Source organism: Streptomyces sp. NPDC006332 (genome assembly GCF_040612855.1).
Taxonomy (GTDB): domain Bacteria; phylum Actinomycetota; class Actinomycetes; order Streptomycetales; family Streptomycetaceae; genus Streptomyces.
In genome coordinates this window covers 182,762-195,808 of the sequence record NZ_JBEXRA010000006.1, presented here as the reverse complement: position 1 = coordinate 195,808, position 13,047 = coordinate 182,762, and the positions used below count along the sequence as shown (strand labels likewise).

Annotated in this window: 6 protein-coding genes, 1 tRNA gene and 1 pseudogene; all 8 read left to right on the top strand. The window is 71.8% G+C overall.

Annotation, left to right across the window (positions count from 1 at the left end):
• The first annotated feature begins 140 nt into the window (after positions 1-140).
• The 8 genes and pseudogenes from ABZ027_RS08445 (at position 141) to ABZ027_RS08410 (ending at position 12,996) form a co-directional block, all read left to right on the top strand.
• Positions 141-731 (top strand): small secreted protein, encoded by a 591-nt coding sequence (locus ABZ027_RS08445; protein ID WP_356765714.1) that lies wholly within the window; start codon positions 141-143, stop codon positions 729-731.
• A 66-nt stretch (positions 732-797) separates the two neighbouring features.
• Positions 798-2,336, top strand: a complete 1,539-nt coding sequence (locus ABZ027_RS08440; RefSeq protein ID WP_356765712.1) for a class I SAM-dependent methyltransferase — start codon at positions 798-800, stop codon at positions 2,334-2,336.
• A gap of 552 nt (positions 2,337-2,888) precedes the next feature.
• Positions 2,889-3,083, top strand: a pseudogene (locus ABZ027_RS08435) (hypothetical protein); the annotation flags it as partial.
• 250 nt (positions 3,084-3,333) lie between these two features.
• Positions 3,334-6,189, top strand: a complete 2,856-nt coding sequence (topA, locus tag ABZ027_RS08430; RefSeq protein ID WP_356765710.1) for a type I DNA topoisomerase — start codon at positions 3,334-3,336, stop codon at positions 6,187-6,189.
• 136 nt (positions 6,190-6,325) lie between these two features.
• Complete coding sequence (gene tmk / locus ABZ027_RS08425; protein ID WP_356765708.1) at positions 6,326-9,622, top strand: dTMP kinase; 3,297 nt, start codon at positions 6,326-6,328, stop codon at positions 9,620-9,622.
• Between the two features lie 145 nt (positions 9,623-9,767).
• A complete protein-coding gene (locus tag ABZ027_RS08420) occupies positions 9,768-10,973 on the top strand; it encodes a DNA polymerase III subunit delta' (protein ID WP_356765706.1) in 1,206 nt (401 codons plus the stop codon).
• Between the two features lie 137 nt (positions 10,974-11,110).
• Positions 11,111-12,769 (top strand): alpha/beta hydrolase, encoded by a 1,659-nt coding sequence (locus ABZ027_RS08415; protein ID WP_356765704.1) that lies wholly within the window; start codon positions 11,111-11,113, stop codon positions 12,767-12,769.
• Between the two features lie 150 nt (positions 12,770-12,919).
• Positions 12,920-12,996 (top strand) — tRNA-Thr (locus ABZ027_RS08410).
• The last annotated feature ends 51 nt before the right edge of the window (positions 12,997-13,047 follow it).

Below are 13,047 nucleotides of genomic sequence, written 5' to 3'. Positions count from 1 at the left end.
CGCCCGCCCGCCCTTTGAGCGGGCGCGCGCCCTTCCCGTGAGCCTTCTCTCGCCGGTGCAAATGACTAAATAACGGTCATAAAGGATGTTCGGTATATGGGTGTCGGCCACTTGGCGTGTATGTTCCGGGGCCGAGAGCCATGGAAGGGACCAATCCGGTGAACAAGAAGCTCGCGGCCGCACTGTCCGGCGGTGCGGTACTGGTGCTCGCTCTGTCGGGATGCAGCAGCGACGACGGCAACGACAAGCTGAACTCCTGGGCGAAGGAGGTCTGCGACGCCGTACAGCCGCAGGCCAAGAAGATCGAGGCCGCCAACGCCGCGATCCAGAAGCAGACCTCGGACAACAGCACGCCGGCAGACGTCCAGAAGACCGACGCCCAGGCCTTCCAGGACATGTCGGACGCCTACAAGGCGATCGGGGCCGCCGTGACCAAGGCCGGGCCGCCGGACGTCGACAACGGCCAGAAGAAGCAGCAGGACGCGGTCAAGGAACTCAACGACACCTCCACGTCGTACGGGGACCTGCAGAAGCAGGTCGCCGAGCTCGACACCAAGGACCAGGCGAAGTTCGCGGACGGCCTCAAGGACATCGCGACCGAGCTGGCCAAACTCAGCAAGAGCGGGAACGACGCGCTGAAGACCCTTGAGGAGGGCGACGTCGGCCAGGCGATGGCCGAGCAGCAGAGCTGCAAGTCGGCGCCCTCCCCGGCTTCGGCGACCACGGGCTGACGCGCACCGGCGTCCGCGGGGCGCGACGAGCTGAGATCCGCGGGCGCCCAGGGTCACAATGGGGGCGTGAGTATCTCCGGCCTGCCCGCCCTGCCCGCGTCCGACCGCCCCGATGTCACCGCCCGGCTGCGGGAAGCCCTGCTAGGGGCCTCCTTCACCGCCGACGGCCTGCTCGAACTGCTCGGCGCCCCCGCGTACGCGGCGCTGGCCCGCAGCGAGACCGTGCCCGCGCTCCGCGCGACACGCGGGGACACGCCACTGGAGACGCTCGTACGGCTGTTCCTGTTGCAGCAGCCCGTGCCCCACGCGCGCGTGGGCGCCGTGCTCCCCGTCGAGGCCTGCCTGGAGAGCGGGTGGCTGGTCCGTGTCGGCGGGGGCCGCGAGGACGCTCTTGGGGGTGACCTCGCCGCGGCCGTGGACGTACGGCCGTACGGCGGACCCGCCGGCGAGGACTGGTTCATCGTGTCCGACCTGGGATGCGCGGTCGGCGGGGCGGGCGGCATCGGCAGCAAGGACGAAGGCGTCGTCCTCGGCGTGGGCGGCGCGTCCACGACCCTCGCGGGCATCACGGTCCGTACGCCCGTGCACGCCGCCCTCGATCTCGGCACCGGCTCCGGGATCCAGGCGCTGCACGCCGCCCAGCACGCGACGCGGGTGACGGCGACCGACCTCAACCCGCGCGCGCTGCACATCACCGCGCTCACGCTGGCCCTGTCCGGGGCGCCCGCCGCCGATCTGCGCGAGGGCTCACTGTTCGAGCCGGTCCGGGACGACGAGACCTTCGACCTGATCGTCTCCAACCCGCCCTTTGTGATCTCGCCGGGCGCCCGGCTCACGTACCGGGACGGTGCCATGGGCGGGGACGATCTGTGCCGCTCGCTCGTTCAGGGGGCGGGGGAACGACTGCGGGAGGGCGGTTTCGCGCAGTTCCTCGCAAACTGGCAGCACGTCGAGGGGGAGGACTGGCAGGACAGGATCAGGTCGTGGGTGCCGCGCGGATGTGACGCCTGGGTGGTGCAGCGCGAGGTGCAGGACGTCACGCAGTACGCCGAGTTGTGGCTCAGGGACGCCGGTGACCACCGCGGTGACCCGGCCGAGTACCAGGCGCGGTACGACGCCTGGCTGGACGAGTTCGAGGCGCGCAAGGTGAAGGCCGTCGGCTTCGGCTGGATCAGCCTGCGCAAGACCGGGGCGCCCGTGCCCTCGATCACCGTCGAGGAGTGGCCGCACCCGGTCGAGCAGCCGCTCGGCGACACGGTCCGGGCACACTTCGGCCGTCTCGACTACCTGCGGGCGCACGACGACGCGGCCCTGCTCGCGGGCCATTTCAAGCTGACCACGGAGATCGTCCAGGAGCAGGTCGGGCTGCCCGGCGCCGAGGATCCCGAGCATGTCGTGCTGCGGCAGAACCGTGGGATGCGCCGGGCCACCAAGGTCGACACGGTCGGCGCGGGCTTCGCGGGTGTGTGCGACGGCTCGTTGAGCGCGGGCCGCATCCTGGACGCGATCGCCCAACTGGTCGGCGAGGACCCGGTGTTGCTGCGTGACCGCACGCCGGCCCAGATCCGGCTGCTGGTGGAACAGGGGTTCATCGAACCGGCGTGACCTGCTGTGGCGGGCCGGACGGGACCTGTCCGGGGCGCGTCAGACGGATCCACCCCTGGCCCGTCACACGTGACCCACCCGTCGCCCCTCGCACCTGACTCACCCGCGGCACATCACATCTGAGGGCTCCGGCATCGCGACGATGCGTGCGGCCGCGATGACGAAGCCGCGCGGCGACCTTTTCGAGCCGACCTGGGCGCCGGATCCGGGGCGTCCGAGCGGGGGGAGTCGCCCCCCGACGGCAGCCCCCGACGGCAGGAAATCGGCAGGAAAGCGGCCGGAGCATGGCAGGACGTGGCAGGACGCCGCGGGTATGCGGCACGAGCGCGACAGGAGCGCGACAGGAGCGCGGCAGGAGCGCGGCAGGAGCGCGGCAGAAATTTATACCGCGCCCCTTCTGCGCTTCACAGCCCCCCGCGAGCGGCGGGACGCCAAGAGCGCCCGCAGCCGTGTCGACCCCGCGTTCACCCGGGGTTCGCCTGTGCGCCGTCCACGCGTGTCAGCCTCCACGGGCTGGACACGCGTGGACTGAGAAAGGGGCACCGGGTGGCCATGGAGAGCGGACCGGCGATCTTCGTCGGAACGGTGTTCGCCCTGTTCGGAGGCGGGCTGCTGGTGTGGACCGCGACCCGGGTGCGCCTTCGGGAACCGGTCGCCCACGGTGTGAGTCCGGTCGCATCGGCGACCCTCGCGAGCGTCGTCGGCCTGCTCGCGCTCGCCCTCGGAACGTGGTGCTTCACCCAGGTGCGAACGCCCCGTTGCCACGGCGGCACCAGTAATTGGGGGATCACCCTCCGGATAGGTCCGGAAAGGCCGGTGGGCACTCCGGGCGGCAGGAATGGCGGTAGTCGGGTTACCGTTCGAGTGGCCGTTGCGGGCTTTTCCCGTTTGACACGGGGGCGGGATGTACCGTCACACTCCGCAGCGTCAGCATGACCCGACCCCGGGACCAAGGCCTGGGGAGAGACCCCAGCGTCGACCGGAGAGAAGAGCGAAGTTGTCCCCGACCAGCGAGACCGCACAGGGCGGCCGCCGACTCGTCATCGTCGAGTCGCCTGCCAAGGCGAAGACGATCAAGGGCTATCTCGGCCCCGGCTACGTCGTCGAAGCGAGCGTCGGGCACATCCGCGACCTCCCCAACGGCGCCGCGGAGGTGCCCGAGAAGTACACCGGCGAGGTCCGACGCCTCGGTGTGGACGTCGACCATGACTTCCAGCCCGTCTATGTCGTCAACGCCGACAAGAAGGCCCAGGTCAAGAAGCTCAAGGACCTGCTGAAGGACTCCGACGAGCTCTTCCTCGCCACCGATGAGGACCGCGAGGGCGAGGCGATCGCCTGGCATCTCCAGGAGGTGCTCAAGCCCAAGGTCCCGGTCAAGCGGATGGTCTTCCACGAGATCACCAAGGCCGCGATCCAGGCCGCCGTCGCCAACCCGCGCGAGCTGAACCAGAAGCTGGTCGACGCCCAGGAGACCCGCCGCATCCTCGACCGTCTCTACGGCTACGAGGTCTCGCCGGTCCTGTGGAAGAAGGTCATGCCGCGCCTGTCGGCCGGCCGCGTCCAGTCGGTCGCCACCCGACTCGTGGTGGAGCGGGAACGCGAGCGCATCGCGTTTCGTTCTGCCGAGTACTGGGACCTGACGGGCACCTTTGCTACCGGCCGCGCCGGGGACTCGTCGGACCCGTCGTCGCTGGTCGCCCGCCTCCAGACCGTCGACGGCAGGCGGGTCGCGCAGGGCCGCGACTTCGATTCGCTGGGACAGATCAAGAGCGCGAACACCCTCCACCTCGACGAGGCGAGCGCCCGCGCGCTGGCCGCCGCTCTGGAGAACACGCGGTTCTCGGTGCGCTCCGTCGAGTCGAAGCCGTACCGTCGCTCGCCGTACGCCCCGTTCCGTACGACCACGCTCCAGCAGGAAGCCTCGCGCAAGCTCGGCTTCGGCGCGAAGGCGACCATGCAGGTGGCCCAGAAGCTGTACGAGAACGGCTTCATCACCTACATGCGTACGGACTCCACGACGCTGTCCGACACGGCGGTCACCGCCGCCCGCGCCCAGGTCACGCAGCTGTACGGCGCCGACTACCTGCCGGCCTCGCCGCGCACGTACGCCGGGAAGGTCAAGAACGCGCAGGAGGCGCACGAGGCGATCCGCCCCTCGGGTGATCGTTTCCGCACCCCGGCCGAGACGGGCCTCACCGGTGACCAGTTCAAGCTCTACGAGCTGATCTGGAAGCGGACCGTCGCCTCCCAGATGAAGGACGCGACCGGCAACTCCGTCACGGTGAAGATCGGTGGCGCCGCCGCCGACGGCCGGGACGTCGAGTTCAGCGCCTCCGGCAAGACGATCACCTTCCACGGCTTCCTGAAGGCGTACGTCGAAGGCGCTGACGACCCGAACGCCGAACTGGACGACCGCGAGCGCCGGCTGCCCCAGGTGGGCGAGGGCGACCCGCTGAGCGCCGAGGAGATCACGGTCGACGGGCACGCCACCAAGCCCCCGGCCCGCTACACCGAGGCCAGCCTGGTCAAGGAGCTCGAGGAACGCGAGATCGGCCGTCCGTCGACGTACGCGTCGATCATCGGCACGATCCTGGACCGCGGCTACGTCTTCAAGAAGGGCACGGCCCTGGTGCCGTCCTTCCTGTCCTTCGCCGTGGTCAACCTCCTGGAGAAGCACTTCGGGCGGCTCGTCGACTACGACTTCACCGCCAAGATGGAGGACGACCTCGACCGCATCGCCCGCGGTGAGGCGCAGGCAGTGCCGTGGCTCAGGCGCTTCTACTTCGGCGAGGCCGAGGGCGAAGGCGCCGGCCCGGGCGGTGCCGCCGACGCGGGCAACGGCGACGGGGATCACCTCGGCGGCCTCAAGGAACTGGTGACCGACCTGGGCGCGATCGACGCGCGTGAGGTGTCCTCGTTCCCGGTGGGCGCCGACATCGTGCTGCGGGTCGGCCGCTACGGCCCGTACGTCGAGCGCGGCGAGAAGGACTCCGAGAACCACCAGCGCGCGGACGTGCCCGAGGATCTCGCCCCGGACGAGCTGTCCGTCGAGTTCGCGGAGGAACTGCTCGCCAAACCGAGCGGTGACTTCGAACTCGGTGCCGACCCGCTGACCGGCCACCAGATCATCGCCAAGGACGGCCGCTACGGCCCCTACGTCACCGAGGTGCTCCCCGAGGGCACCCCGAAGACCGGCAAGAACGCCGTCAAGCCGCGTACCGCCTCACTGTTCAAGTCGATGTCCCTCGACACCGTGACCCTTCAGGACGCCCTCAAGCTGATGTCGCTGCCGCGCGTCGTCGGCACGGACGCCGAGGGCGTGGAGATCACCGCGCAGAACGGCCGCTACGGCCCGTACCTGAAGAAGGGCACGGACTCGCGGTCGCTGCAGGCCGAGGACCAGCTCTTCACGATCACCCTCGAAGAGGCGCTGGAGATCTACTCCCAGCCCAAGCAGCGGGGCCGGGCCGCCGCCAAGCCGCCGCTGAAGGAGCTGGGCGAGGACCCGGTCAGCCAGAAGCCGGTCGTGGTGAAGGACGGCCGCTTCGGGCCGTACGTCACCGACGGGGAGACCAACGCGACCCTGCGCTCCGGTGACAGCGTCGAGGAGATCACCCCGGAGCGCGGCTTCGAACTGCTCGCCGAGAAGCGGGCGAAGGGGCCCGCCAAGAAGACGGCGAAGAAGGCGCCCGCGAAGAAGGCCCCCGCCAAGAAGGCGACGGCGACGAAGAAGACCGCGGCGAAGAAGACGACGACGGCCGCGAAGAAGACGACCGCGAAGAAGACCACGACGACCGCGAAGAAGACGACGGCCAAGAAGGCCACGGCTTCGAAGGCGGCCACGGAGGACTGAGCCACCCTCGGTTCTCCCGCGTTTCTTCACCGCGGCTTCGCGAAACGAACGCGCCCCGGCATCACTTTGGTGTCGGGGCGCGCGTACGTTCGGGCGGGCGCTCCGGGCTGTCGGTACGTCCCGATAGGCTGAAAGCATGACCCAAGCCGAGCAGCCAACGGCCCTTCACCCGGCCCCCGACGACGCCCTGGTCGCGGACTCCCGCGAGCGCGCCGTCCGCGCCCTGCTGCGCCGGCCGCAGCTGAAACGGCTGTGGAGCGCGCAACTCGTGGGCGGTGTCGGGGACACCCTCGCGCTTCTGGTTCTCGTTGTTCTCGCCCTCCAGGCTGCGATCGCCGAGGGCTCGTTCGGCGGTGGCTACCGGGGCGTGGCGTTCGCAGTGGCGACCGTTTTCGGGGTGCGCGTCCTGGCGACGCTGCTCTTCGGAGCCGTGCTGCTCGGCCCGCTCACCTCACTCACCTCCCAGGACGGCCCGCTCGACCGGCGCTGGACGATGGTCGGCGCGGACGGGCTGCGCGCCGCGACGCTCATCGTGGCGCCCCTGTGGATCGACTGGACGCCGAAGAACGCGCTGGCGATCCTCCTGGTCACCGCCTTCGTGACCGGTGTCGCCGAGCGCTTGTGGACGGTGTGCCGGGAAAGCGCGGCGCCCGCCCTGCTGCCGGCCCCGCCGCCGGAGGGCGCGACGGTACGACCGCTGCCGGACCACATGGACGCCCTGCGCCGCCTGTCGCTGCGGACCACCTTTGTGGCGATCCCGCTCGCGGCCGCCGTGCTCGTCGTCGCCGGTCTGGTCAACAACCTGCTGGGCTCGGGGATCGACTGGTTCTCCCAGCACCAGGCGGCCCTCGCGTCGTACGTGGCTGCCGGTCTGTTCGCCGCCTCCCTGTCGGTGCTGACCTACCTGGAACTGCCCGACACGCACACCCCGCGCGCGCGTTCGCCGCTGGAGGGACTGCGCCGACCCAAGACGGGCACCGGCGTCGACAAGGGCCGCACCGGCGCGATCCCGCTGCTGGTGCCGGCCTGCGCGGCCATCGCGGGAGCGGTCGCGGCCGCCGTGGGCGTCGCCGTACTGCACGCCAAGGACCTGGGCGGCGGCCCCGTGCTCTACGGCCTGCTGGTGGGCGCCCTGACCACTGGAGTGGTCGTCGGCATCCGCACGGCGCCCGCGCTGCTGCCGACGCTGTCACGGCGCCGGCTGCTGGCGCTCGCGATCGCCTTCACCGGCGTCGCCCTGCTGGCCGCGGGACTCGTCCCCGACGTCACCACCGTGCTGCTGATCCTCGCCCTCGCGGGAGTCGGCGCGGGCGTGGCCGCCAACACCGGGCACACCCTGCTGGACCAGGAGACCGAGGAGTACCGGCGGGCCCGGACGACCGAGCACCTGCACGCGGTCGTCCGCGTCTGCGTGGCGCTCGGCGTGGTGGTCGCGCCCCTGGTGGCCGCGGCGATCGGCCCGCACCGCCTGGAGAACGGCAAGTTCCTGTTCGCGCACGGCGGCGCGGCCTTCACCCTGATGCTGGTCGGCGCGCTGCTGCTGCCGGTGGCCGCGCTGGTTCTGGCCAAGGTCGACGACCGTTCCGGCGTCCCGCTGCGCCACGACCTGCGGGACGCGCTGCTCGGCGGTGACGACCCGGAGACGGCGCCCGCCTCGGCCGGTTTCTTCATCGCCCTGGAGGGCGGCGACGGGGCCGGGAAGTCCACCCAGGCCGAGGCGCTCGCCGAGTGGATCCGGGCCAAGGGCCACGAGGTCGTCGTCACCCGCGAGCCGGGCGCGACACCGGTCGGCAAGCGGCTGCGGTCGATCCTGCTGGACGTGTCGAGCGCCGGGCTCTCGCACCGCGCGGAGGCGCTGCTGTACGCGGCGGACCGTGCGGAGCACGTGGACACGGTGGTGCGTCCCGCCCTGGAGCGGGGCGCGGTCGTGATCTCCGACCGGTACGTCGATTCCTCCGTCGCCTACCAGGGGGCGGGCCGTGACCTGTCCCCGACCGAGGTCGCCCGCATCAACCGTTGGGCGACGAACGGGCTGGTACCTCATCTCACGGTGCTGCTGGACGTCTCGCCGGAGATCGCCCGCGAGCGGTTCACCGAGGCGCCGGACCGGCTGGAGTCGGAGCCGGCCGAGTTCCACGCGCGGGTGCGCTCCGGGTTCCTGACGCTGGCCGCCGCCGACCCCGGGCGTTACCTGGTGGTGGACGCGGGCCAGGAGCCCGAGGCCGTCACGACCGTCGTCCGGCACCGGCTCGACCAGATGCTGCCGCTGTCCGAGGCCGAGGTGAAGGCCCAGGAGGAGGCGCGCAAGAAGGCCGAGGAGGAGGCCCGCCGGAAGGCCGAGGAAGAGGCCGCCCGCAAGGCCGAGGAGGAGCGCCTGGAGCGCGAGCGCCAGGAGCAGCTCGAACGGCTGCGCGCCGAGGAGGAGGAGCGCAAGCGGCGCGAGTTGGAGGAGGCGCAGCGGCGCGAGGCCGAGCGGCAGGCGGAGGAAGCGCGGCTGCGGGCCGAGGAAGCGCGTCGCCGTGCCGAGGAGGAGCGGCAGCGACTGCTCGCCGAGGAGAAGGCGCGGGCCGAGGAAGAGGCCCGGCGGAAGGCCGACGAGGAGCGGCGCCGCAAGCAGGCCGAGGAAGAGGCCCGGCTGCGGGCCGAGGCCGAGGCGCGGCGGCTGGAGAAGCAGCAGAAGGCCGAGGAGGCGCTGCTGCGGGCCGAGGAGGCGCGACGCCTGGCCGAGCAGGCGGCGGCCGCAGCGGAGGCGGGGCCCAGGACGGCCGCGCCGCAGGGGGGCGCTGCGGGAGCGGACACGTCAGGGCCGTCGGGGCAGGCCGGGCCGTCGGATCGGTTCGGGCGTACGGATCGGTCTGAGCGTTCGGATCGCTCCGGGCAGTCGCGGCGGTCGGCGCCGAACGCCGAGCCCGACGCGGCGACCGTGGCGACACCGATGGTGACACCGACGAACGCCTCGGGCGGGCCGGTGGACGAGACGGCGGTCCTGCCGAGGGTGCGGGACGACAAGAACGCTGGTGATCACGGCCCTGAAACGGGTGGTCCCGACTCCGAGGTGACGACCGAGCTGCCACAACCGCCGGTCCCGCCGGGCGCCGCGGACGAGACGGCGGTGCTGCCTCCGGTGCCGGGTGCGGCGGACGAGACGGCCGTACTGCCTCCCGTCCAGGACGACACTCCGTCGGACCGGGTGCCGCCGGGCTTCTTCCGGGACGAGCAGGGCACGGCCCGGCCGGACGTCGGCGACGACCGTACGCGCGAGCTGCCGCAGCTCGACGAGGACGGGGTGCCTCGTCGGCGGGCCAGGTCGGACTGGGCCGAGGAGACGCCGCTGGACGACCTGCCGACGTTGGCGGACGAACTGCTGGGCCCCCGCGACGACGAGGAGCCCGAGCAGGGACGTGGCCGGCGCGGCCGGGGGCGGCGGGGCTGAGCTCCGCCCGCCCGGGCCGAGGCCGCCGGGGCGGCGCCGGTGCCGTTCCGCCCGCGCCTCTCCTCCCACTGTCGGCGCTCGTTGTCAGTGGTCGCCCTCACAATGGACCCCGTGCAGCGAACGTGACGAAAGGGCGGGGTGACGCATGACCGTCTGGGACGACCTGGTCGGCCAGGAGAAGGTGAGCGAGCAGCTCGCCGCCGCTGCTCGGGACGCCGACGCCCTGGTCACCGCGGCCGCCGCGGACGCGCCGCCGCCCGAGGCGTCCAAGATGACGCACGCCTGGCTGTTCACGGGACCGCCCGGAGCGGGACGGAACCAGGCGGCGCGGGCCTTCGCCGCCGCGCTGCAGTGCGTCAGCCCCGACCGGGCCCTCGGCGGATCCCCGGGCTGCGGGTTCTGCGACGGCTGTCACACGGCGCTGGTCGGTACCCACGCCGACGTCAGCTCCGTCGCAGCCGTCGGTTCGCAGATCCTGGCGGACGACATGCGTGACACCGTCCGCAAGTCGTTCACCTCGCCCGCCAACGGCCGCTGGCAGATCATCCTCGTCGAGGACGCGGAGCGGCTGAACGAGAAGTCGGCCAACGCCGTCCTCAAGGCCGTGGAAGAGCCCGCCTCCCGCACGGTGTGGCTGCTGTGCGCTCCCTCCATCGAGGACGTCCTGCCGACCATCCGCTCCCGCTGCCGCCATCTGAACCTGAGCACCCCCTCCGTCGACGCGGTCGCCGACATGCTCGTACGACGGGAGGGCGTCGAGCCGGCCGCCGCGATGGCCGCCGCCCGCGCCACCCAGGGCCATGTCGACCGTGCCCGCCGCCTGGCCACCGACCCGGCCGCCCGCGAGCGCCGGGCAGCGGTCCTCAAGCTGCCCTTGCGCATCGACGACGTCGGCGGGTGTCTCAAGGCCGCACAGGAACTCGTCGACGCGGCGGCCGAGGACGCCAAGCAACTCGCCGAGGAGCGGGACGGCAAGGAGACCGAGGAACTCAAGGCGGCGATGGGCGCGCCCCAGGGTGGCCGCATGCCGCGCGGCACGGCCGGCGTGATGAAGGAGCTGGAGGACAAGCAGAAGCGCCGCAGGACCCGCACCCAGCGCGACAGCCTCGACCTCGCGCTCACCGACCTCTCCTCCTTCTACCGCGACGTCCTCGCCCTCCAGCTCGGCTCCCGGCTGGCGATCGCCAACGCCGACGCCGAGGACGCCCTGGAGCGGATCGCCCGCGGCAGCTCCCCGGAATCCACCCTTCGCCGTATAGAGGCGATCGCCGCCTGCCGCGATGCCCTCGACCGCAATGTGCCGCCGCTGCTGGCGGTGGAGGCGATGACGATGACCCTCAGAGCGGGCTGAGCCGCCGACGGCCTGGGTGCACCCGGAGCGGGCTCAGCCGCCGACGGCCCGACGACTGAAGGTTGACGACGTCCCTCGTACGAGGCATGGCGTGTACGGAACGCGTCTGATTCACCGCACAGAGTTACGCTCGGTCGATGTACATCAGGCGCAGCCCTCGCCCCGGCACGACAGCGGACCGGACCGACCCGCCCCACCCGTATCGCCCAAGGCGCAGAGCCCTCACCCGCACGCGCAAAGCGCGCACCGGCGGTGTTCTCGTGGCTGTCGCCGCGATCCTGGTCTCCGCCAGTTCGGCCTGTTCCGCGGGGAGTGCGACGACCGCCGGTGCCGCCGCCCAGGCGGCACTCGCCGCACTGCCGCGAGCCACCCCCACCGTCCTGGCCTCGTACTACGACCAGAAACCGAACTGGCACTCCTGCCAAGTCCCCGGCTTCCAGTGCGCCACGCTGAAGGCGCCGCTCGACTACGCGAAGCCCGCCGACGGCGAGGTCCGGCTCGCGGTCGCCCGCAAGAAGGCCACCGGCCAGGGCAAGCGGCTCGGTTCGCTGCTCGTCAATCCCGGCGGCCCGGGCGGCTCGGCGATCGACTACCTCCAGGCGTACGCGGGGATCAGCTATCCGGCGCGGGTCCGGGCCCGCTACGACATGGTCGCGGTCGATCCGCGCGGCGTCGCCCGCAGCGAGCCCGTGACGTGCCTCAGCGGGCGGGACATGGACACGTACACGCAGACGGACAACACGCCCGACGACCAGCGGGAGACCACCGAACTCGTCGACGCGTACCGGAAGTTCGCCGAGGGCTGCGGGGCGGACTCGCCGAAGCTGCTGCGGCACGTGTCGACCGTCGAGACGGCCCGGGACATGGACATCGTCCGGGCGGCGCTCGGCGACACCAAGTTGAACTACGTGGGAGCGTCGTACGGGACGTTCCTCGGGGCGACGTACGCGGGCCTCTTCCCCGACCGGGCGGGCCGACTGGTCCTGGACGGCGCGATGGACCCGTCGCTCCCGGCCCGACGGCTGAACCTCGACCAGACGGCGGGCTTCGAGACGGCGTTCCAGTCCTTCGCGAAGGACTGCGTACGGCGGCGGGACTGCCCGCTGGGCACCAAGGGCACGACGGCCACCGAGGTCGGCCGGAACCTCAAGGCCTTCTTCAGGAAGGTGGACACCCACCCGATCCCGGGTGGCGGCACGGACGGCCGCAAGCTGGGCGAGGCCCTCGCCACCGCCGGTGTGATCGCGGCGATGTACGACGAGGGGTCGTGGCCGCGGTTGCGCGAGGCGCTGACCTCGGCGATGAAGGGGAACGACGGCGCGGGTCTGCTGGCCCTCTCCGACACCTACTACGACCGTGACGCCGGCGGCGGCTACACCAACCTGATGTTCGCCAACGCCGCCGTGAACTGCCTGGACCTCCCAGCGGCCTTCGACACCCCCGACGAGGTGCGCGGGGCGCTCCCCGCCTTCCAGAAGGCGTCCCCCGTCTTCGGCGAGGGCCTCGCCTGGGCGTCCCTGAACTGCGCGTACTGGCCGGTGCGGGCGACCGGCGAGCCGCACCGCATCGAGGCGAAGGGCGCCGCCCCGATCGTCGTGGTCGGCACCACCCGCGACCCGGCGACTCCGTACCGCTGGGCCCGTGCCCTGGCCGCCCAGCTCTCCTCGGCCCGCCTCCTCACGTACGAGGGCGACGGCCACACCGCGTACGGCCGCGGGAGCGCCTGCATCGACTCCACCATCAACACGTACCTGCTCCGGGGCACCCCTCCGACGAACGGTAAGCGCTGTTCATAGCCCCGGGAGCGCCCTTGCCCGAGGCGGGCCGACCCCTGCCTGTCGCCTCTGCCAGCCCTACGGGCCCCGCCTCCGGGGCTGGTTCAGAGCACCCTCGGAAACTGTGTAGACTTACCGGCGTTGCTGATCGCACCATGGTGCCGACAGCGCGCCGCCTTAGCTCAGATGGCCAGAGCAACGCACTCGTAATGCGTAGGTCTCGGGTTCGAATCCCGAAGGCGGCTCCACCTCTGACCAGCGGTTTCCTTCGGGGAGCCGCTGTTCTGTTTCCGGCCCAG

Excerpts from the sequence above, each read along its gene's own strand:
- ABZ027_RS08445 (WP_356765714.1), top strand. The coding sequence starts at position 141 with ATGGAAGGGACCAATCCGGTGAACAAGAAGCTCGCGGCCGCACTGTCC.
- tmk (WP_356765708.1), top strand. The coding sequence starts at position 6,326 with ATGACCCAAGCCGAGCAGCCAACGGCCCTTCACCCGGCCCCCGACGAC.
- ABZ027_RS08420 (WP_356765706.1), top strand. The coding sequence starts at position 9,768 with ATGACCGTCTGGGACGACCTGGTCGGCCAGGAGAAGGTGAGCGAGCAG.
- ABZ027_RS08415 (WP_356765704.1), top strand. The coding sequence starts at position 11,111 with ATGTACATCAGGCGCAGCCCTCGCCCCGGCACGACAGCGGACCGGACC.